The 21,215-nt window shown below is 72.2% G+C and carries 18 protein-coding genes and 1 pseudogene; 6 read left to right on the plus strand and 13 right to left on the minus strand.

All coding sequences use genetic code 11. The features are described from left to right. Positions 1-78: 78 nt before the first annotated feature. Positions 79-1,644: an arylsulfatase gene (locus tag QUE38_RS08710; protein WP_286307431.1), complete on the plus strand. Its 1,566-nt coding sequence runs from the start codon at positions 79-81 to the stop codon at positions 1,642-1,644. Between the two features lie 99 nt (positions 1,645-1,743). On the opposite strand, the gene QUE38_RS17580 is transcribed toward QUE38_RS08710, so the two are convergent. From QUE38_RS17580 to QUE38_RS08730, 5 genes and pseudogenes are all read right to left on the minus strand, one after another. After that, the gene (locus tag QUE38_RS17580) at positions 1,744-2,100 is read right to left on the minus strand and encodes an ABC transporter ATP-binding protein (protein WP_350227641.1); all 357 of its coding nucleotides are present in this window, start codon (positions 2,098-2,100) and stop codon (positions 1,744-1,746) included. Between the two features lie 21 nt (positions 2,101-2,121). Continuing rightward, a pseudogene (locus QUE38_RS17585) lies at positions 2,122-2,654 on the minus strand (ATP-binding cassette domain-containing protein); the annotation flags it as partial. Then, positions 2,651-4,735, minus strand: a complete 2,085-nt coding sequence (locus QUE38_RS08720) for a dipeptide/oligopeptide/nickel ABC transporter permease/ATP-binding protein (RefSeq protein ID WP_286307433.1) — start codon at positions 4,733-4,735, stop codon at positions 2,651-2,653. The pseudogene QUE38_RS17585 and the gene QUE38_RS08720, both read right to left, overlap by 4 nt. Further along, positions 4,732-5,676 carry an ABC transporter permease gene (locus tag QUE38_RS08725; RefSeq protein ID WP_286307436.1) on the minus strand — a complete coding sequence of 315 codons (945 nt, stop codon included), beginning with the start codon at positions 5,674-5,676 and terminating at the stop codon, positions 4,732-4,734. The genes QUE38_RS08720 and QUE38_RS08725 overlap by 4 nt, the downstream gene beginning before the upstream one ends. Positions 5,677-5,732: 56 nt before the next feature. Further along, positions 5,733-7,250, minus strand: a complete 1,518-nt coding sequence (locus QUE38_RS08730; RefSeq protein ID WP_286307438.1) for an ABC transporter substrate-binding protein — start codon at positions 7,248-7,250, stop codon at positions 5,733-5,735. Between the two features lie 285 nt (positions 7,251-7,535). Between QUE38_RS08730 and QUE38_RS08735 the strand changes: the two genes are divergently transcribed. Further along, positions 7,536-8,438, plus strand: a complete 903-nt coding sequence (locus QUE38_RS08735; RefSeq protein WP_286307440.1) for a LysR family transcriptional regulator — start codon at positions 7,536-7,538, stop codon at positions 8,436-8,438. A gap of 25 nt (positions 8,439-8,463) precedes the next feature. Here QUE38_RS08735 and QUE38_RS08740 read toward each other — a convergent pair whose 3' ends face one another. Beyond that, positions 8,464-9,048 carry a carboxymuconolactone decarboxylase family protein gene (locus QUE38_RS08740; protein WP_286307442.1) on the minus strand — a complete coding sequence of 195 codons (585 nt, stop codon included), beginning with the start codon at positions 9,046-9,048 and terminating at the stop codon, positions 8,464-8,466. A 141-nt stretch (positions 9,049-9,189) separates the two neighbouring features. On the opposite strand from QUE38_RS08740, the gene QUE38_RS08745 reads away from it, so the two are divergent. After that, positions 9,190-12,009, plus strand: coding sequence for a glycoside hydrolase family 78 protein (locus tag QUE38_RS08745; RefSeq protein ID WP_286307444.1), 2,820 nt, complete (start codon positions 9,190-9,192; stop codon positions 12,007-12,009). Next, positions 12,006-12,431, plus strand: a complete 426-nt coding sequence (locus tag QUE38_RS08750) for a cupin domain-containing protein (RefSeq protein WP_286307447.1) — start codon at positions 12,006-12,008, stop codon at positions 12,429-12,431. Before QUE38_RS08745 ends, QUE38_RS08750 begins: the two co-directional genes overlap by 4 nt. 96 nt (positions 12,432-12,527) lie before the next feature. Here QUE38_RS08750 and QUE38_RS08755 read toward each other — a convergent pair whose 3' ends face one another. From QUE38_RS08755 to QUE38_RS08770, 4 genes are read right to left on the minus strand one after another with little or no spacing between them, the layout of a single operon-like run. After that, complete coding sequence (locus tag QUE38_RS08755) at positions 12,528-13,469, minus strand: NADP-dependent oxidoreductase (protein WP_286307449.1); 942 nt, start codon at positions 13,467-13,469, stop codon at positions 12,528-12,530. 1 nt (position 13,470) lies between these two features. Further along, complete coding sequence (locus tag QUE38_RS08760; RefSeq protein ID WP_286307451.1) at positions 13,471-14,508, minus strand: Ldh family oxidoreductase; 1,038 nt, start codon at positions 14,506-14,508, stop codon at positions 13,471-13,473. 23 nt (positions 14,509-14,531) lie between these two features. Continuing rightward, the gene (locus QUE38_RS08765; protein ID WP_286307454.1) at positions 14,532-16,232 is read right to left on the minus strand and encodes a thiamine pyrophosphate-dependent enzyme; all 1,701 of its coding nucleotides are present in this window, start codon (positions 16,230-16,232) and stop codon (positions 14,532-14,534) included. A gap of 5 nt (positions 16,233-16,237) precedes the next feature. Continuing rightward, on the minus strand, positions 16,238-17,137 hold the full coding sequence (locus QUE38_RS08770; RefSeq protein ID WP_286307456.1) for an amidohydrolase family protein: 900 nt from the start codon (positions 17,135-17,137) through the stop codon (positions 16,238-16,240). A 220-nt stretch (positions 17,138-17,357) separates the two neighbouring features. Here QUE38_RS08770 and QUE38_RS08775 point away from each other — a divergent pair, with 220 nt between their 5' ends. After that, positions 17,358-18,236, plus strand: coding sequence for a siderophore-interacting protein (locus tag QUE38_RS08775; RefSeq protein ID WP_286307458.1), 879 nt, complete (start codon positions 17,358-17,360; stop codon positions 18,234-18,236). 24 nt (positions 18,237-18,260) lie between these two features. Continuing rightward, entirely contained in the window at positions 18,261-18,476 is a 216-nt protein-coding gene (locus QUE38_RS08780) for a tautomerase family protein (protein ID WP_286307460.1), read from the plus strand. Between the two features lie 21 nt (positions 18,477-18,497). Here QUE38_RS08780 and QUE38_RS08785 read toward each other — a convergent pair whose 3' ends face one another. The 3 genes from QUE38_RS08785 to QUE38_RS08795 all read right to left on the minus strand — a co-directional run bounded on the left by QUE38_RS08785 (position 18,498) and on the right by QUE38_RS08795 (position 21,114). Then, the gene (locus QUE38_RS08785; RefSeq protein ID WP_286307462.1) at positions 18,498-19,328 is read right to left on the minus strand and encodes an ABC transporter permease; all 831 of its coding nucleotides are present in this window, start codon (positions 19,326-19,328) and stop codon (positions 18,498-18,500) included. Then, complete coding sequence (locus QUE38_RS08790; protein ID WP_286307464.1) at positions 19,328-20,362, minus strand: ABC transporter ATP-binding protein; 1,035 nt, start codon at positions 20,360-20,362, stop codon at positions 19,328-19,330. Before QUE38_RS08790 ends, QUE38_RS08785 begins: the two co-directional genes overlap by 1 nt. A 62-nt stretch (positions 20,363-20,424) precedes the next feature. Beyond that, positions 20,425-21,114, minus strand: a complete 690-nt coding sequence (locus tag QUE38_RS08795) for a siderophore-interacting protein (RefSeq protein WP_286307465.1) — start codon at positions 21,112-21,114, stop codon at positions 20,425-20,427. Positions 21,115-21,215 lie beyond the last annotated feature (101 nt).

The raw sequence follows: 21,215 nt of genomic DNA on the forward strand, positions 1-21,215 counted from the left end.
CGGCGTCGGCATTGCTTGCGACTCGTGCACGGCTGCAGGCCCGAGACTGGGACGGACTGCAACGCCCGAAGGAGAGCTGTGCCCGCACCAACGCCCCGCCCCGACGTGATCGTGATCCTCGCCGACGACCTCGGGTTCTCCGACCTCGCGTCGTACGGCGGCGAGATCCCGACGCCGAACCTCGACCGACTCGCGGCGCGGGGCGCGCGCCTGTCGAGCTTCACCACGACGCCGCGGTGCAGCCCCACGCGCGCCTCCCTGCTCACCGGCCGCCACTCGCACGAGGTCGGCATCGGCGTGCTCACGCGCACGGTCGGCTACCGCGGGTCGCTCGACCCGGAGGTGCCGACCGTCGCCGGACTGCTCGCCGACGCCGGCTACCTGACGAGCCTCACCGGCAAGTGGCACCTCTCGGCAGACGTGCGCGAGCCGAACGAGACCTGGCCGACCCGGCGCGGCTTCGAGGACTTCTTCGGCATCATGGGCGGCGGCACCAGCTACTTCAACCCGAAGGCGTTCTACCGCGGCGAGGAGCCCGTCGACGTTCCGGCCGACGACGCCTTCCACCTCACCGACGCGCTCACCGACCACGCGCTGGAGGTCGTCGACCGGGCCGCGCGCGAAGAGCGCCCGTACTTCCTGTACCTCGCGTACACCGCACCGCACTGGCCGCTGCAGGCGCGCGAGGACGACATCGCGCCGCACCGGGGCCGCTATGCCGAGGGGTGGGATGCCGCGCGCGAGGCCCGCGAGCGCCGCCAGGCCGAGCTCGGGCTGTTCCCCGCCCCGTTCCCCGCGTCGCCGCGCGACCCCGAAGAGCCGGCGTGGGAGGACGCCGCCGACCGCGACTGGCAGCAGCGCCGCATGGAGGTCTTCGCCGCACAGGTCACCGCGCTCGATCGCGGGGTCGGGCGCCTCCTCGACGACCTCGAGGCGCGCGGCCGGCTCGACGACACGCTCGTGCTCTTCCTCTCCGACAACGGGGCCGAGGCCGAGGAGCTCCGCGTCGGGCGCTTCCTCTCGCCGCACGTCACGCCCGCGACCACGCGCGACGGCCGCGACGTCGCGATCGGCAACGACCCGTCGATCGAGCCCGGCCGCGAGGACACCTTCACGAGCTACGGCCGCCCTTGGGCGAACCTGTCGAACACGCCCTTCCGCCGCTACAAGAAGTGGGTGCACGAGGGCGGCATCGCGGCCCCGCTCATCGCGTCCTGGCCGGCGGGCGGCATCCCGCAGGGCTCACTCGTGCACGCGCCCGCCCACGTGACCGACCTGCTGCCGACGATCGCGGCGGCGACGGGCACGGATGCCCCCTCCGGCATCGCGGGCACGGACGTGCTCGACGTGCTGCGCGGCGGCGAGGCATCCGACCGCCCCCTCTACTGGGAGCACGTCGGCAACGCCGCGATCCGCGTCGGCCGGTACAAGCTCGCCCGCGAGTTCGGCGCGCCGTGGGAGCTCTACGACCTCGAGGTCGACCGCGCAGAGCTGCACGACCTCGCCGCGGAGCATCCGGAGCTCGTGGAGTCCCTCGCCGCGCAGTGGCAGGAGTGGGCCGACGCGCACGGGGTCATCCCGTTCGCGGAGCTGCAGGACCTCTACGAGGCGCGCGGCCTGCCCAGGTGGCAGGCACAGAGCTGATCGGATGCCGGTGCGCCGGTGTGCCGCACCCGTCGGGCCGGCCACCGGTGCAGACGCGAGGGCGCCCGTGCCGACTCGACACGGGCGCCCTCGCTGCAGTCAGGCGAGCTGCGTCTCGGCCTCGTGGATCTGCCGGAACGCCTCGCGCCTGGCCCGCCGCTCCTCGCGACCCTCCGGCTTCGCCGCCGGGCTCGCTCCGAGGAGCTTGCGCGTGTAGGGGTGCTGCGGATTCGTGAACAGTTCCTCGGCCTCGCCGATCTCGACGAGGTGCCCGCGCTGCATGACCGCGATGCGGTCGGAGATGTGACGGACGATGCCGAGGTCGTGCGCGATGAACAGGTAGCTCACGCCCGTGATCGCCTGCAGGTCGGCCAGCAGGTTGATGATCTGGCCCTGCGTGGAGAGGTCGAGCGCGCTCACCGCCTCGTCGCAGACGACCAGCTTCGGCTCGAGCACGAGCGCGCGGGCGATCGCGACGCGCTGCTGCTGGCCCCCGACAGCTCGGCCGGGAACCGGTGCATGTGGTCGGTCGACAGGCCCACCTGGTCGAACGCCTGCTCAGCGCGCGCGCGGCGCTCGCCGGGGTCGGTCACGCCGTGCGTGCGCAGCGTGTCGTCGACGCACCGCCCCACCACGTGGCGCGGGTTCAGCGACGAGTTCGGGTCCTGGAAGATCGCCTGCACGTCGCGCCGGTACGACAGCGGCGTGCGGCGGCCCAGCGTCGTCACCTCGGTGCCCTGGAACCGGATCGACCCGGCGGCCGCGTCGTTCAGGCGCAGGATCGCGCGGCCGGTCGTGCTCTTGCCCGAGCCCGACTCGCCGACGAGGCCCAGCGTCTCGCCCGGGTGGATCTCGAAGCTCACGCCGTCGATCGCGCGCGAGACCTTGCGGCGCCACGGCACCGCACCGGCGGACTCGTACTCGACCGCGAGGTCCTCCACGACGAGCAGGGGCTCGTCCGTGCGGGACGCCTCGGTCGCATCCGAGGTGTTCGGGGTGGTCGTGGTCATCGGGGCACCGCCTCGAGGGTCAGCTCGTCGGCCCGCACGCAGCGCACCTGGTCGACGATGGGGACGGGGGCCGACGTGCACGCCTCGGTCGCGAACGCGCAGCGGTTGGCGAAGTGGCATCCGACCGGCCACTCACCGGCGAGCGGCACGCGGCCGGAGATCGTCGGGAGACGGTCGACCTGCGCGTCGGACGCGGGGTTCGCGGCCAGCAGCGCCGACGTGTACGGGTGACGCGGCGCGTGGAACAGGTCGGTCGTGGTGCCGACCTCGACGATCTCGCCCGCGTACATGATGGCTGCCCGGTCGCACGTCTCGGCGACGACGCCGAGGTCGTGCGTGATGAGCAGCACGCCCATGCCGTACTCGTCGCGGAGGTCGAGGATCAGGTCGAGCACCTGCGCCTGCGTGGTCACGTCGAGCGCCGAGGTCGCCTCGTCGGCGATGAGCAGCTTCGGGTCGGCGGCCAGCGCCATCGCGATCGCGACGCGCTGGGCCATGCCGCCCGAGAACTGGTGCGGGTAGTGGTCGAGACGGCTGCGCGCCTCGGTCACGCCCACCCGGTCGAGCAGCTCGACCGCGCGCTCCTTCGCCTGGGCGACCGACATGCCCTTGTGCTCGCGCAGCGGCTCGATGAGCTGCTTGCCCACGGTGTGCACGGGCGAGAGGGCCGACAGCGGGTCCTGGAAGACCACGCCGATGCCCGCGCCGCGCACCGCGCGCAGCGCCTTCTGGGACTGGAACGCGATCTGGTCACCGTCGAACATGATGGAGCCGGCCGACAGGCGCGTCCGCGGCGGGAGCAGCCCCATGACCGCCTTCGCGAACATCGACTTGCCCGACCCGGACTCGCCGAGCAGGCCCACGATCTCGCCGGGCTCGATCGACAGGTTGGCACCCGAGACGAGCGGCACGACGTCGCCCTCGGGGCGCTCGAGCGAGACCGACAGGCCGCGCACGTCGAGCACCGCCCCCTCGACCGGGTCGGGGAGCGTCTCGGTCGCACCGGTTGGCGTGCGGATCTCGTCGGCGCGCGAGTCCCACGGGCTCGTCGCGTCGGGCGCGGCCGCCGCGGCATCCTGGGCCCCCATCGAGTAGGTCTGGCCGGGAAGCGTGGCCGCCGACGCGGTCGGGGCGTTGCTCATGCCGGGCAGTTCGGCCGTCGTCAGCTTCTTGCGCGGCGACTTGCGCACGCCGCCCGTGATGGCGTCGTTCAGTCCATCGCCGAAGAGGTTGAACGCGAGCACCGTGATGATGATCGCGATGCCCGGAGCGAACGCGAGGAAGGGCTGCTGCGCCTGGTGCTCGACCGCGCCGCTCAGCATGCCACCCCAGGTGGGGGTGTCGCGGTCGAGGCCGACGCCGAGGAAGCTGAGGCCCGACTCGATCATGATCGCCGAGCCGAAGAACACGGCGGCCTGGATGATGATCGGGCCGACCAGGTTCGGCAGCACCTGCCGGAAGATGATCACGCGCTCCTTCATGCCGACCACGTGCGCCGACTCGACGTAGAGCTTGTGGCGCTCGGTCAGCGTGACCGCACGGGTCAGCCTCGCGAAGCCCATCGTGAAGATGAGGCCGATGGCGAACATCAGCGTCCAGAGGCTGCGGCCGAGGATCGCGATGACCGCGAGGGCCACGAGGATGCCCGGGAGCGCCTGCGCCACGTCGACGAGCCGCGAGCCCAGGCGATCGGTCCAGCCGCCGCGGTAGCCGAGCAGCAGGCCGATCGGCACGCCGAGCATGGCGGCGATGAGCACCGAGCCGAGTGCGACCACGAGCGCCACGCGGGTGCCGTAGAGCAGCCGGCTGAGCTCGTCCTGGCCGAGGTCGTTGGTGCCGAGCCAATGCGCCGAGGTCGGGCCCGACAGCAGGGTCGAGTAGTCCGACTGGTTCGGGTCGTACGGCGCGATCAGCGGGGCGAAGATCGCCACCAGCGCGAGGAACACGATCACGAAGAACGCGGTCACGGTCAGCGGCTGGCGACGCACGCGGTCGAAGATGCGCTTCGCGCTCGACGGGGACTTCGTCCCCTTCTCCGGCTTCGGTGCGCGGGCGAGGTTGATGCTGTAGGTGTCGGTCATTCGGGGCGCGCCTTCGGGTTGAGCAGGCCGTAGCAGATGTCGAGGACGAGGTTCACCGCGATCACGATCACCGCGATCATGAGCACGCCGCCCTGCACGACCGGGAAGTCCTTGCCGATGACGCTGCGGAGCATGAGGTCGCCGATGCCGGGGAAGGCGAACACCTGGCCGACGACGAAGCTCGCGCCGATCAGGATGCTCACCGTGAGGCCGGTCGAGGCGAGCACGGGGATGAGCGCGTTCTTCAGGCCGTACCGGAAGATCACGCGGCGGCGCGACATGCCGGTCGCGGTGAGGGTGTCCACCCAGCGCGCCGAGAGCGTCTCCGCCATCGACGTGCGCATGGAGCGCGCGATGAGCGCGGCCGAGCCGACGCCGAGCGCGATGGACGGCAGGATGAGCCCCTGCGCCCACCGGAGCGGATCGACCTCGATCGGGGTGTAGGCGAGCACCGGCACCCACCCGAGCTGCACCGAGAAGACGAGCAGCAGGATGATGCCGAGCCAGAACTCGGGGATCGCGACCGTGATCGCGGTGATGGTCGTCGTCACCCGGTCGGTGGTCGAGCCGGGTCGGGTGCCGCCGAGCAGGCCGAGCGTGAGCCCGATCAGCACGGCGACCACGAGGCCGCCGAAGACGAGCGACAGCGTCGCCGGCATGCGCTCGAGGAGCATGTCGGTGACCGGTCGGCCGACGGCGTACGAGTTGCCGAGGTCGCCCTGGATGGCGGAGCCGAACCACGTGAACAGCCGGGTGAAGAACGGCTGGTCGAGGCCGAGCTGCGCCTCGACGGCGGCGACCCGCTCGGGGTTCGCCGACGTGCCGAGGATGGCCGCTGCGGGGCTTCCGGGCACCAGGTAGGTCATGAGGAACACGACCAGGGCGACCAGGATGAGCTGGGGGACCGCAAGGGCGAGGCGGAAGGAGATGAGCTTGCCCATCAGTCCTCCCACCTCGCCGTGTACTGCATGTGTATCACTGGTATCCGTGTGTCGAATCAGCCCGCGGGAGTGATCTCACGAAGGTTGAGGTTGTTCGCCTCGAACGGGTACGCCGGGGCGTTCACGTTCGTGACGGTGTCGGAGTTGTACGCGATGACCTCGAAGCCGCGAGCGTGAGCGCAGGTGAGCGCCTCGTCCGCGATGATCTTCGTGACCTCGGCCCACAGCTCGTCGGCTTCCTCGGAGTCGCCGGCCGCGATGGCCGCGTCGGCGGCCGACTTCAGCTCGTCGCTCTCGACGCCGGACGGGTTGCCGCCGGCATCCGCTGCGAACCATGCGCTGTACCACTCGAACGGGGTGAGCTCGTCGTTCGAGCCCAGGCCGATCGGGTAGGTGCCGCTGTTCCAGCCCTGGAACCACTCGGGCGGGGGAACCGTCGAGACCGAGATGCCGAAGCCCTCGAGCTGGCTCGCCTGGTCCATGTAGATGGTCGACTGCGTCGTGGTGAACGGCGCGGCGATCATCTCACCGTCGATGGTCGGGCTGCCGGCCGAGCTCCAGAGCGAGTTCGCCTCGTCGACGTCGGTCGGGTACCCGGTGATGTCGGGGTTGTAGCCCTGCGTGCCCTCGAGGAAGTGCTGCGTCGCAGCCTCGCCGCCGTTCACGTCGACCATCTGCTGCACGTCGAACGTGTAGCAGATCGCCTGGCGCACCTCGACGTCCTCGAACAGGCCGCCGGGGCCACGGTCGAAGAACATCACGTTGTTGCGGATGGCGGGGTACTCGAACGTCTCGACCGTGGTGCCGTCGTAACGGGGGAGCACCTCCTCCTCGGTGTCGGTCACGTCGATCTCGCCGTTCACGACGGCTGCGGCCGCGGCCTCGTCGTCGGGGATGGCGTAGAGCTCGATGTTCTCGAACCCGGGGGCGTCGCCCCAGTAGTCGTCGAACTGGGTGAAGCTCATGACGGTGCCGGCGGTGGAGCCCTCGGCGTCGTACGCCCAGGGTGCGGTGCCGATCGGGTCGGTCGCGATGCTGCCGTCCTCGATCGCGGCCGGGCTGCCGATGGGCAGCACGCGCGTCGAGAGCGTCACCGGCATCGACGGGGTCGGGCCCGCGAAGTTCAGCACGACCGTGTTCTCGTCGGGGGTGTCGACCGAGTCGATGACCGCGAGCTGCGCACCGAACGGACCGGGGGTGTTCTTGACGGTGTCGATGTTCACCGCCACAGCCTCCGAGTCGAACGGCTCCCCGTCGTGGAAGACGACGCCCTCGCGGAGGTTCAGGGTGAGCGACGTGGAGTCGTCGCTCAGCTCCCAGCTCTCCGCGAGACCCGGGGCGAGCTCGCCCGCGTCGTCTCGGGTGATGAGGTTCTCGTAGACGATCCGCATGGGACCGCCCTCGAACTCGTACCCGGGGGTCCAGGTCTCGGGGAATGCGCCGAAGTTCAGGCGCAGTGTGCCGGATGCCTCTGCTGCGGTCTCTTCCGGGGTCTCATCGGTCGACGTGCAACCGGTGAGGAGGAGTGCGGCGATTCCCAGCGGGACCGCCGCCCTCAGTGCGATGGACTTCATGATGCTCTGACGCCTCCTTGCGTAGTGACCCGTTCTCACGCGGGTCGAGCGTGTTCATGCGATGCGCCCTGCGGGTTGGTCGGGCTCACCGGTGGTGCTGTGCCCACACGCTACGTATCTGCGCCGATGCCAGATATACCCAGAGCCGCAAGCTAATGGTGCAAGCTCGTGCGGCTGCCTCCATCCTCGCATCGGCGGCCGTGCACGACCGACCGCCCGTGGATGCTCGGGCTACGCTGGTCACCGGTGCCGGCGCCGTCCACGTCGGCGTGGAGGAGGCAGCACATGGACCGCCTGGTCGTCATGCGCACGTTCGTCACCGTCGCGCGGTCGTCGAGCTTCAGCGGCGCCGCGCGCGAGCTCAGCATCTCGGGCTCGCTCGTCTCGCGCCACGTCGCCGACCTCGAGAAGCAGGTCGGCGTCCGTCTCGTGAACCGCACGGCACGCTCGGTGAGCCTGACCGAGGCCGGCCAGCAGTACGCCGAGTTCGCCGAGCGCATCCTCGACGAGATCGACGACGAGGACCACAAGCTCTCGCATTCGCAGGATGCCCCGGAGGGGCCGATCTCCGTGATCTGCCCGAAGTGGATCGGCACGCTCGACCTCGGCACCGCGATCGCGGCGTTCGTGCGGGAGCATCCGAAGATCCACGTGAAGTTCGAGCTGGGCGGCATGTCCGACCGCAACTACGACTTCCTCGACCGCGGCTACGACGTGGCGTTCCACACGCGCGACCTGCGCGACTCGAACGTGCTGATCCGCCGCGTCTCCGAGCTGCCGTTCCTGCTCGTGGCGTCGGAGGACTACGTACGGAGGAAGGGCCGGCCCGCGACGGTCGCCGACCTCGCGGAATTCGACTGCATCCTGCATCCGAACGACCCGGTCTGGCGCCTGGGCTCCGGCTCGGAGACCATCCACCACAAGGTGCAGAACCCGGCGGTGGTCGCGAACTCGTACCTCGTGATCGAGAAGCTCGTCGAGGCGGGGTGCGGCATCGCGCTCATCCCGCGGCGACCCGCGGTGCAGCGCCTCGAGGAGGGGTCGCTCGTCGAGCTGCTGCCCGAGCACGCTCCGCCGGCGCGGTCGCTCTACGCCGTGCACGGCCCGGGCGGTCGCACGCCCGAGCGGGTCAAGGTGTTCCTCGACTTCATGACGGACTGGTTCCGCAGGCAGCCCGCCGACGCCTGAGCGACGGCGGGCGGATGCACCGGGGTCACGCCTCCGCGGGCGCGACCTTCGCGTAGCCGCGCACGTCGGGGAACGGCGGGGTGCGGTCGGCCTGCAGGTCGACCTGGAACGTGTTGAGGCACATCGACAGCATCGTGAAGTTGCCGAGCAGGCCGATAGCGTCGACGAGCTGCTGGTCGGTGAACAGCTCCTTCAGGCGCGCGAAGGTGGCGTCGGAGACGAAGTGGGTCGTGAGCAGCTCGACGGCGAAGTCGTGGAACGCGGCCAGCTCGGCGTCGTCGCCGAAGTCGGGCTCGCCCCAGTTCGCGAGCGCCTCGATCGCCTCGGCCGGCACGCCGGTCTCGATGGCCTTGTCGACGTGCGCGTTCCAGGAGAACTGGGCGTCGAAGTAGCGGGCGGCGACGAGCAGGCTGTACTCGCGGATGCGCTCGGGCATGCTGCAGTCGAAGCGCACGAACGCGCCGAGCGACTCGGTGCGGTCGCAGAGCTCCGGGCTGTGCAGCCAGACCTTGAACGGGCCGCCGATCTTGCCGCGCTTGGCGATGATGCGGTCGGCGAGCTCGCGCTGCCGGTCGGTCATGTCGTCGTAGGGCGTGACGTCGAGTCGCATGGGTCCTCCTGGGTGGCGCGTGGGCGCGTCGATGCGCTGGTGATGGGGCCGAGCGTAGGCGGCGCGACCGCTCGCGGGGAGGGCGCGGGCGGCAACCTCAGCGTGCATCGCACGAACCGTGCGCGCGCGTAGCGTGATCTGGTGCCCCACCTGATCTCCGCGTTCACCGCCGAGCTGCGCTCCGACTCGTCGGCCGTCGCCGCCCCCGAGCCGCGCCTGTCGTGGACGGTCGCGGCCGGCACCCCCGGCTGGCTCCAGGCGTGGGCCGAGCTGCGCCGCGGTGACGAGGTGCACCGCATCGACGGTCGGGACAGCGTGCTGGTCGACTGGCCCTTCGCACCGCTCGCCCCCGGCGAGCACGCCGAGGTGTCGGTGCGGGCGGCGTCGACGGCAGGCGCCGTGACCGACTGGAGCGCCCCGCTCGACGTGTGGGCGGCCTTCCCCGACGCCTGGGTGGCCCGGCCGATCGCGCTGCCCGACCCCGCCCGGCCGGGCGAGCCGTCGCTGCTGCGCCGGGAGTTCGTCGTCGACGGCAGGCTCGTGCGCGCGACGCTGTATTGGACCGCGCTCGGTGTGGTGGACGTCGCCCTCAACGGCGCCGAGGTGGGCGACGCGGTGCTCACCCCCGGCTGGACGAGCTATCGCGATCGAGTGGTGCACGAGACGGCGGATGTCACGAGCGACGTTCGATCCGGTGCCAACGCCCTCGGCGCGATGCTCGGCGGCGGCTGGTTCACCGAGGAGTACCACGTGCTCACCGCGCCGAAGCGCTTCCACGGCGACCAGCCGCGCTTCGCCGCGCAGCTCGAGCTCGAGTACCGCGACGGGCGCCGCGAGGTGATCGCGACCGACGAACGCTGGCGTGCGAGCCGCGGACCGGTCGTGTCGAGCAGCCTGTACGACGGCGAGCAGGTCGATGCGCGGCGCCTCCCCACCGACTGGGACCTGCCGGGCTTCGACGACTCCGCCTGGCCCGCAGCGGTCGTGACCGACGACTCGCTCGCCGGCGTCGAGGCGCGCATGGCGCCGCCGGTGCGACGCATCGAGACCCGCGCGCCCGTCGCGGTCACGCGCACGCCGAGCGGCCGCATCCTGCTCGACTTCGGCCAGAACCTCGTCGGCCGCCTGCGCCTGCGCGTCACCGGCCCCGAGGGCACGACCATCACCGCCCGCCACGCCGAGGTGCTCGACGACGGCGAGCTCGCGCTGCGCCCGTTGCGACGGGCGAAGGCGACCGACTCGTTCACGCTCGCCGGCACCGGCGAGGAGGTCTTCGAGCCGCGGTTCACGTTCCACGGCTTCCGCTATGCCGACCTCGACGGCTGGCCGGGCGAGTTCGACGAGACGGCCGTCGAGGCGGTCGTGCTCGGCAGCGACCTGCGCCGCACCGGGTGGTTCGAGAGCTCGGATGCCACGCTCGACCGGTTCCACGAGAACGTCGTCTGGACGGTGCGCGGCAACTACCTCGCCGTGCCGCAGGACTGCCCGCAGCGCGACGAGCGCCTCGGCTGGACCGGCGACACCCAGCTGTTCGCGCCCACCGCGGCGTTCCTCGTCGACTGCCATGCGTTCCTGCGCTCCTGGCTGCGCGACCTCGCGATCGAGCAGCGCCGCCTCGGCGGGCTCGTGCCCCTGTTCGCGCCCGACGTCGTGCCCGGGTTCTCCGACCGCGGGCCAGTCGCCGCGTGGGGCGACGCCATCACGATCGTGCCGCGCGTGCTCGCCGACGCCTCGGGCGACCCGACGATCCTCTCCGAGTTCTACCCGGGCATGCGCGCCTGGCTCGACCTCGTGCTCGGCCGGCGCGACGACGAGGGGCTCTGGACGAGCGGCCGCCAGCTCGCCGACTGGCTCGACCCGAACGCCCCGCCCAACGCCCCGTCGCGCGGCCGCACCGACACCGACATCGTGGCGACGGCCTACCTCGCGCGCACCGCGCAGCTCACCGCCGAGATCGCGGCGGCGCTGGGCGAGATCGACGACGCGACCCGGTTCGCCGACGCGGCTGCCGCTGCCCGCCGGGCGTTCGTCGACGCGTTCGTCTCGCCGTCGGGCCGCATGATGTGCGACACCCAGACCGCGTACGCGCTCGCGATCGCCTTCGACCTCGTCGACGACCCCGCGCTCCGCCGGCGCGTCGGCGACCGGCTCGCGCACGTCGTGCGCCGCGACGGCTACCGCATCGCCACCGGCCTCGTCGGCACGTCGGTCATCGCCCAGGCGCTCGCCGCGGCCGGGCACGTCGACGCCGCCGAGCGCCTGCTGTTCCAGACCGAGGCGCCGTCGTGGCTGTACCCCGTCACCGTCGGCGCGACCACGGTGTGGGAGCGGTGGGACGGCCTGCGCCAGGACGGCACGCTGAACCCCGGCGCCATGGTGAGCTTCAACCACGTCGCCCTCGGCTCGGTCGCCGACTGGCTGCACACCGCGGTGGCCGGGCTCGCGCCCGACGCTCCGGGCTACCGTCGCATCCGCATCGCCCCGCACCCCCTCACCCGGCTGGTGCACGCGAACGCCAGCCACCTCACGCCGTACGGACCGGCCGCGTCGGGCTGGGAGCGCATCGGCGACCGCGTGCGAGTGTTCGCCGAGGTGCCTGCGAACACCACTGCCGTGGTCGAACTTCCCGACGGCGCCCGGCACGAGGTCGGCTCGGGCAGCCACGAGTGGTGGTGCGAGACGGATGCCGCCCAGGCCGCGCCGACCGTCGACCTCGACGGGTCGCTGGCCGACCTCGCCGACGCACCCGAGGCGTACCGCGCGTTCCACGCCACGTTGGCCGAACGACCGAACCGGTTCCTCGCGAACGCGGTGCGGGCGAACGCCCTGTACACGCCCGGCCGCAGCATCCGCGACGCCCTGATCTTCGCCGACGAGGCGACCCTCGCCGCAGTGTCCGATGCGCTGCGCGACGCCCAGACCGACCCCGCACCACAGCCCCACCCAGGAGGACCCCGATGACCACGATCCGCATCTTCTCCGAGATCGAGGTGCTCGACCGCGGCGGCGCGGTCAGGACCTGGCCGCTCATCACGAAGGACACCGCCGGCGGCGACAACGACGTGACGACCGGCATCAGCGTGTACCCGGTGGGCGCGGGCGCGCCGCTGCACTCGCACAACTGCGGCGAGCAGGTGCTGATCCTCGACGGGCAGGGCTTCGTCGAGGTGCACGACCCCGAGGAGGGGCTGATCCGTCGCGACCTCGTGAAGGACGACACCGCGTACGTGCCCGCCGACGTGTTCCACCGCTACCAGAACACGGGCGACGTGCCGATGCGCATCCTCTGGATCTACCCGGGTGCCTACGTCACCCGCACCTTCGCCGACACCGGCAAGACCGTCGAGCACCTCACCGCGGAAGACCAGATGGGCGGCCGCTGACCGTAGCGAACACGCAGTCGTCCCCCGGAGCCTCGCGGCTGCCGGGGGACGACTGTTTCAGGGGAACGCGCGCACCTGGCCGCGCGGGTCGTGCGCTCAGGGGGTGAGCACGACCTTGCCGCCCGGATGGCCGGATGCGACGAGCCGGAGCGCGTCCTGGGCCTCGACGAGCGGGTAGGTGGCCGCGACCGGGAGCGTGATCGCTCCCTCGGCGGCGAGCCCGAGGATCACGGCGCGCAGGGGGCCGCGTCGGGCGATGGACTCGGGGCGCATGCCGGCGGAGATGTGCACGCCGGCCTCCTGCGCCGGCTTGCCGGGTGCGAGGGTCGCGATGCGGGCGGGGTCGCCCACCAGGGCGAGCGAGACCTCGAGCGCCTCGGCCGTGCCCGCCGCGTCGACCGCGGCGTCGACGCCGCCCGGGGCGAGGGCGGTCACGCGATCGGCGAGCCCGTCGCCGTAGACCACGGGCTCCGCGCCGAACGAGGCGACCTTGTCGCGGTTCGCCTCCGACGCGGTGCCGATCACGCGCACGCCGGCGCGGCGCGCGAGCTGCACGACGAGCACGCCCACCGAGCCGGAGGCGCCGTGCACGAGCAGGGTCTCGTCCGCGCTCGCGCCCGAGAGCTCGAGCAGCTCGGCGGCGACGACGCCGACGTGCAGCAGGCCCGCGGCGGTGGTGTCGTCGACCGAGTCGGGCAGGGCGAACACGTCCTTCGCGGCGACCGTGACCTCGTCGGCGAAGGCGCCCGAGATCTTGAACGCCACGACGCGGTCGCCGACCGACACCGGTCCGGTCGCGATCTCGGTGTCAGGCCCGATCGCCGCCACCGCGCCTGCCGCTTCCTGGCCGACCGGGAGCGGGAGCTTCGACGGGTCGGCGTTCCAGCCGCCCGCGAGGGACTTCGCGTCCGACGGGTTCACGCCCACCGCGGTCAGGCGAATGGCGACCTCGCCGGTCGCGGGGGTCGCGACCTCGGCCGGGACGAACTCGAGCGCGTCGATGCCGCCGTACTCGGGCAGCTGCCAGCGCTGCGCCATTTCAGCCCACCTCCGGCACGGTGACGCCGAGCGAGCCGGCGACCTCGACGAGCTCGGTCCAGAGCTTGTCGCCGACGGGGATGCCGTCGGCCGAACGGCCCGCGGCCGTGGCCGCGCTCCGCTCGCCGGGGACGAGGATGCGCTCGACGCCGTCTGCCTTCGGCAGGTCGTGGATCGTGTCGACGGTCGCGTCGACGCCCTCGGCGAACGCCTCGGCGCCGCCGAACGCGGCGGGGTCGAGCACGATGAGCGTGGCGTTCTGACGGTGCTTCTTCTGCCCGCCGTGGTACGGCGTGAGGATCGGCGCGGCGACGAGCACGCTCGTCAGCAGCTCGAACATGAGCGACAGCCCGGATCCCTTGGCGCCGCCGAGCGGCGTCGGCACCTTGGCGAGCTCGGGATCGGTCGTGGGCGTGCCGTCCGCGGTGGTGGCGGAGCCCTCGGGCAGCGGCGTGCCGGTGCGCTTCGCCTGGGCGATCTTGCCCATCGCGATGAGCGAGCTCGCCATGTCGAGCACGACCGGCGGCTTGGCACCGGTGCCCGGCACGGCGATCGCGAGCGGGCTGGTCGCGACGGATGCGCCGACGGCGCCCTCGTACGACATCATCGGCGACCCGGCGGCGATGCCGACGCCCACGAGCCCCTGCTCGGCGACGAGGGAGACGTAGTAGCCGATGGCACCGGTGTGCACGGTGTTGCGCACCGACACGACCGCGGCGCCCTGGGTCTTCGCCTTGGCGACGGCGATCTCGACGGCTCGCGTGAGGGCCACGGGGCCCGGTGCGAAGTCGGCGTCGATCACCGAGACCGCGGGCGCGGAGTCGTCGACGGTGAGGTTCGGCGTCGGGTTCGCGACGCCCTTCTCGAACATCTCCACGTAGCGGGGCACGCGCGAGACGCCGTGGGAGTCGACGCCGCGCAGGCTCGCCCAGACGAACGACGGCGCGGCGGCGGCCGCGTCCTCCGCGGACACGCCGACGGCCTCGAAGATGTCGCGGATGAACCCCTCGAAGACAGCGGGGGAGACGGTGACTGGCATGTGGTGTGGAGCCTTTCCCGGTCTCAGCGAGAGACCGCGACGTTGACGACCGCGGTCGTCCCGGAGATGACGGCGTCGGTCGCCTCGCGGAGCACGCGAGGCAGCTCCGCGGGGTCGTCGACGGCGGCGTGGTACATGTCGAACGGCGCGGCGAAGGCGCTCAGTTCGGGCTGGGTCGACAGGTCGACGCCGAGGTGGTCGTCCTCCTGCACGGCGGAGCCCTCGGGGTAGAAGCGCAGGTGGTTCATCTTCATCGACAGGTACTTCTTGTTGTTGAAGATGACGATGAGCACCGGCAGGCCGAGGTCCTTCGCGGTCATGAGCGACTGCACGATCGGGTTGTAGAGGAACGCCCCGTCGCCGACGGTGAAGATCACGACGCCGTCCTGCACCGCGAGCTTCACGCCGAGCGCGACCGCGATGCCCTGGCCGAGGCCGCCCTGCACGTAGAAGTAGGCGTCGGGGCGGTCCCAGCCGACGTGCCGCTGCACGACCCGGCTGTGCGTGATCGTCTCGTCGACGACGGTCGCGCCGGTCTCCCGCACGATCTCGCGCAGGTGCTTCGCGAGCAGCACGGGCTCGATGACGCCGGATGCACCGGCCGAACCCTCGGCCGACTCGGTCTTCGCCGCCCACGCGTCGTGGCCCGGCGCGTACGTGGCGGCCCGCGCGCGGAAGCGCTCGGCGTCGCCCGCCGCGAGGGTCGCCTCGCGCAGCTGCGCGAGCGTCTCGGGCAGTGCGCCCTCGAGGTAGTGGTCGGCGTTCAGCACCTGGTACACGATGTGCGGGCGCTGCGGCACCTCGTCGACGACGACCGTCTTGGCCTTCGCGGGCTTGCGGCTGGGCGGGTAGTAGGGCGCCCGGCAGTTCACCAGCAGGATCAGGTCGGCCTCGTCGACGTACGGGTCGAGCTCGCCGCCGAGGTGCAGCGGATGCCCCTTGGGGAAGTTCGCGCACACCGCGGAGCTCGGCTCGATGACGCCCACGCCGAGCGCCTCGCACAGCTCGAGCAGCGCGTCGTACCCGCCCTCCTCGCGGCCGGCCGTCTCGGTGATGACGATCGGCCGTTCGGCGGCGGCGAGCAACTCGGCCACCTCGGCGACGTCCTCCGGCGCGCTGACGCGGCGGCCGCGCGCGACGACCTCCTTGCGCTGCACGGGCGGCGGGGTCTCCTCGAGCAGGATCTCGAGCGGCACGTTCAGGTACACCGGGCCCGCGGGCTGGCGGGCGGAGAGCTCGCCGGCGCGCTTCACGAGCTCGTAGAGCACGCTCACCGACCCGACCTGCTGCGACCACTTGGTCCACGGCTCGGCCACGGGGTGCGTGCCCCCGACGATCGAGAGGTTGCGGTACCACTGGCCGCCCGGGTCCTGCCCGGGGCCGTCGCCGTAGGTGGTCGACTCCGAGGAGGCGACCACCATCGGCACGCCCGCGAGCAGCGCGCCGTGCACGGCCATCGAGCCCTGGAGGAGGCCCGGCGTCGCGTGCAGCAGCACCGCCTGGGTGCGGCGGGTCACGAGGCCGTAGCCGGTGGCCATGCCCACGGCCACGGTCTCGTGGGTCAGGTCGAGGTAGCGGGGCGCGGGCTCACCGGCGGCTCGGCGACGAGCGAACGCCTCCCACGCCGGGGCCCACTCGGACCCCGATGAGCAGAAGACGACGTCGACGCCGAGGTCGGTGAACGCGTCGATGAGCAGCTCACCGCCGTCGTACGTCTGCGTCATGTGCGTCAGTTCCCCGCCGTCGCCGCGGCGACGCCGACCTTCTCCGTCTCCGGGATGTCCCAGTCGAGCACCTTGCAGATGCCCTTGCCCATGATCCACTCGAGTTCCTCGGCCGAGAAGCTGAAGTACTTGGTGAACTGCTCGATCGTGTCGGTCCAGGTGAGGCCGTGGCCGAGCAGGCGGGTGATGTCGGTACCCCAGTGTGCGCGCTCCGGGCCCATCTTGTCGACGACCTCGCGCACGTACTTCTCGATGTTGAGGTTCGGGAACGGGGCGGTCGAGTAGCCGGGGATGGCCGAGACCTTGACCGAGATGTTCGGGTAGACGTGCAGGTCGGCGGTCTCCTGCACCCAGTAGCCGATCGCGTCGTCGACGCAGCGGGCCATGATGCCCATGTGGTCGATGATGATCTTCAGGTCGGGGTGCTTCTCGGCGATCTGGCCGAGCTCGCGCTTCCAGATGGGCGCGTGCACCATCGTGGGGATGCCGAGCTTCTCGGCGATCGGCCAGTACCAGTCGTTGGTGCCGTCGATCATCCAGTTGCGGTCCTGCGGACGGTGGAAGGTCAGGCGCGTGCCGAGGATGTGCGGGTTGTCCTTGATCTCGTGCAGCAGGCGCTCGCCCTCCTCGGGGTCGTTCTGCGGGATGCGCGCCATGATGCCGAACCGGCCCGGGTACTGCTCCGACGCCTCGAGGGCGTAGTCGATGCGGTCGCCCTCCCACGACGGGGGCAGGATGAGGGCCCGGTTGACGCCGGCCTCGTCCATGAGCGACACGGCCTCCTCGGCGAGGAAGGCCTCCTCCCGGTGGCCGTTGAGACGGATGCGCTCACGCGCGCCGGGGACCCAGGGACGGTCCGGGGTCTCTTCCTTCCAGAGGTGGATCTGTGAATCGACGATGAACAACGGTATTCCTCACGTTCGAGTGCTGCGTGCCGGCGGCGGTCGTCGGCGACCGGTCTTCGGCGAGCCACGGCGGCTCCAGTGCAAGCGACGCTAACCCCGGGTCCGGAGCCCGGGCCAGCCGTACGGGCGCACGTTTAGGTTGACGGATCGTGCACGGTTGCCCCGGAGGCCGCGTGGTTGGCTGGGGACGGGGCCCCGCGCGGGGCCCGTGAGAGGTGCCATGACCGACCGAACCGCACGCGCAGACCAGGCGACGGCGCCCGGCCCGTTCCACCGGGAGGGCGCGCGCCATCGGTTCACCGCGCGCCGGGTGCACGTCGTCGACGTCGCGCAGGTCGCACCGGAGATGGCGCGGGTGCGGCTGGCCGGCTCCGATCTCGACGACTTCGCGAGCTTCGGGCCCACCGACCACATGCGCGTGTTCTTCCCCGACCCCGAGACGGGCGCACTCGTCGCCCCGGAGCCGGTCGGGCCGGGCGAGGACGGCATCGTGCGCCCCGAGGCGCCGACCCACGCACGCGACTTCACGCCGCTGCCGGCGACCGGCTGGGCCGGACCCGGCCGCGCGGTGGACGTGGACTTCTACCTGCATCCGTCGCCCGGACCCGCCTCGCGGTGGGCCGCAGGTGCCCGCCACGGCGACGAGCTGGTCGTGGTGGGGCCGCGCGGGTCGAAGCGCGCGCCGCAGGGCGCGTCGCGCGTGCTGCTCGCGTGCGACGAGACCGCGCTGCCCGCGGCCACGCGCTGGGCGGCCGAGGTGCCCAACGCCACCGCCGTGCACGTCATCGCCGTCGCGAACGACGACGGCGCCTGGATCCCGGACTACCTCGCCGAGACCTCCGGCCGCGCCGACCTCACGATCGAGCACGTGCCCGCGGGCGACGCCGACGCGGTCGTCGCCGCGATCGACGCGGCCGGCGTCGACGACGGCACCTACGTGTTCGCCGCGGGCGAGGCATCCGCCCTCGTGCCCCTGCGCCGGCACCTGCGGCGCGAGCTCGGCCTGCCCGCCGACCGGGTCGCGCTCAGCGGCTACTGGAAGCGCGGCGCCACCGCCTTCGACCACCATTCGCCCGTCGATCCGTCCGACCCGGACTGATCGACCCCATCCCCAGGAGGAACCATGCCGCTCATCCAGATCTCCATCGGCGAGGGCCGCACCGACGACCAGGTGCGCACGCTCGTCACCGAGCTGACCGACGCGACCGTGCGCGCCATCGGTGCTCGTCGCGAGGCGGTCAGCGTGATCGTCACGCCCGTGCCCGCGTCGCACTGGGCCAACGGCGGCACGACCATCGCCGACAAGCGCGCCGCGCGCGAGGCCGCCGCGTCGAGCTGATCCGGGCGGGCGCCCGCGGCGTCAGGTGACGTCGCGGCGCCAGCTCGTGACGTAGCCGATCAGGGTCGTCACGACCGCGATGGCGGCGAGCACGAGTCCGCCCTGCCACCACTCGAGTACGGCGCCCGACCCCATCGCGGCGATCGAGTAGAAGGATGCGCCGACGAGCGCGTCGCTCGCCGCACCCGGCAGGTACTTCCCGATCTCGGCGGTCACGTCGTTGAGCGTGGCGACGAGCCGCAGGATCGGCTCGACGAACTGGGTGAACGCGATCACGATCACGATCGCGGCGACCTGGTTCGGCACGAGTGCGCCGAGGCCCACGCCGACGGCCGCCCAGAGGGCCATGGCGAGGATGCCGCGGCCGACCATCGCCCACGTGTCGGGGTCGTCGAGCGCCGGGTCGAGGTCCGACAGCGCCAGCGCGCCCGCGGCCGGCCCGATCGAGGCCGCCCAGCCGACCACGCCGAACACGACGCCGCCGACCACGAACAGCGCGGCGAACTTCGCCCACAGCACGACCGCGCGGTGCGGGTTCGCCAGGAACGTGGGCGTGAGCGTCTGGTGTCGGAATTCGCTCGTGACTGCGAGCGCGCCGAGCAGCACGGGGAAGACGTAGCCCACCGACGTGGCGAAGCTGTACATGAGGCCGGCCAGGTCGGCCTCCGGCGGGATCGCCGTCGCGCCGCCCGCGCCGCTCTGTTCCGGGTTGGCGACGGTCCAGCCGAAGAACGCCGCCAGGCCGCCCGCGAGCAACCCGATGTAGACCAACAGGATGAGCGCGAGCACCCACCACATGCGGGTGGTGAAGATCTTCGCGAACTCGGCGTTGACGGCGGGGAAGAAGCGCATCACTCGGCTCCCTTCCCATCGGTCTGTGCGGGTTCGTCGGGCGGTGACGGATGCTCCGCAGCGGCGTCGTCCGCGGCGTCGATCGCCTCGGTGGCATTCGTCGGTTCAGGGGCATCCGCCCCGCCGTCGTCTGCGGAGACCCCCTGCTCGCCGACGAGGTTGAGGAACGAGTCCTCGAGGGCCGACTTCTGGCGGGCCAGCGCGTGCAGCTCGACGCCCGCGACGAACGCGAGGTGCCCGATGCGCGCCGGGTCGGGCTCGTCGACGATGAGGCCCTGTCGGCCCGTCGTGAACTCGAGACCCTCCGCCTCGAGCGCGGCGGCGAGCGCGGTGCGGTCGGGCGAGTCGACGACCACGCGCGGCAGCGAGTCGGTCTCGAGCTCGGCGAGCGTGCCCTCGTGCACGAGTCGGCCCTTGGCGATGATCACGACGCGGTCGACGCTCTGCTGCACCTCGCTCAGCAGGTGCGAGCTCACGAGCACGGTGCGGCCCTCGCCCGCGAGCTGCTGGAGGAACCCGCGGATCCAGCGGATGCCCTCGGGGTCGAGCCCGTTGATCGGCTCGTCGAGCACGAGCACGCCCGGGTCGCCGAGCAGGGTGTTGGCGAGGCCGAGGCGCTGGCGCATGCCCATCGAGAACCCGCCGACGCGACGGTCGGCGTACGGGGTCATGCCGACGAGGTCGAGCACCTCGCCGACGCGCGAGCGCGAGACGCCGCCGGCCGTCGCCGAGATCGCGAGGTGGTTGCGGGCCGTGCGGCCGGGGTGGAAGCTCGCCGCCTCGAGCGCGGCACCGACCGTCTCGAGCGGCCGCTCGAGCTCGCGGTAGCGCTGCCCGCCGAAGGTCGCGGTGCCCTGCGAGGCGCGCACGAGGCCGAGCAGCACGCGCAGCGTCGTGGTCTTGCCGGCCCCGTTCGGGCCGAGGAACCCGGTCACGCGGCCCGGTTGCACGGTGAAGCTCAGGTCGTCGACGGCCGTCACGCCGCCGAAGTGCTTGGACAGCCCGTCGATCTCGATCGGCACGCCGGTCGGCATCAGGCACACCCCTCTCGTCGCACTCAGACTAGCGAGCGCCGTCGGCCCGGACTCGCAGCGACTCAGTGCGGCGCGTGGTACTCCGCGTCGCCGCCCTTCCAGTACCCCTTCACGGTCGACTGGTCGGCGCCGACGCCCCAGCGGTCGTGCACGAGGGCGCGCCCCGGCTTCACGACCGCCTGCTCGGCGGCGACGAACGCGAACAGGTCGCCCTCCGGCCGGTCGTCGGGTCCGAGGGCGTCGAGCGCGGCGATGAGCGCGGTGGTGCGGGCGGCCGCGTCGGCACCGCGGTGCACCCAGTCGACGCGCACGCCGGCGGGCGCGGACAGGTCGAGCTCGTGCGCGGCATCGGGCACCTCGACGAGCACGCGGCCCCGGGCGTCGGCGCCCGCGATCGCGAGGAATCGCCGGATCGCGGGCACCGCGGTCTCGTCGCCCGCGAGGAACCACGAATCGGGGGACCCGTCGAACACGGCCGACCCGCGCGGGCCTCCGACGGCGACGGGCGCGCCGATCGGGGCATCCGCCGCCCATCGACCCGCGATGCCGTGATCGCCGTGCAGCACGAACTCGAGGTCGAGCGTGCCGGCCTCCGCGTCCCACACGAGCGGCGTGTACTCGCGGCTCGGCGACTCGCGGTACGCCTCGATCGTCTCCGGCTCGGCACCGCCGGGGAAGAAGACGCGGATGTGGTCGTCGGCGCCCGGTGAGTCGAAGCCGCGCAGGTCGGGCCCCTCGAGGCGGAGGCGCACGTAGTTCGGCGACAGCTGCGTGCGCCCGGCGAGGCGGGCACGCCGGAATCGCAGGTCCAGGGGCGCCGCTCGCGGCGGAAGACCGTGTCGGTGGCGGGCGA

Origin of the sequence: Agromyces mangrovi (assembly GCF_030296695.1) — a bacterium.
GTDB classification, from domain to species: Bacteria; Actinomycetota; Actinomycetes; order Actinomycetales; family Microbacteriaceae; genus Agromyces; species Agromyces mangrovi.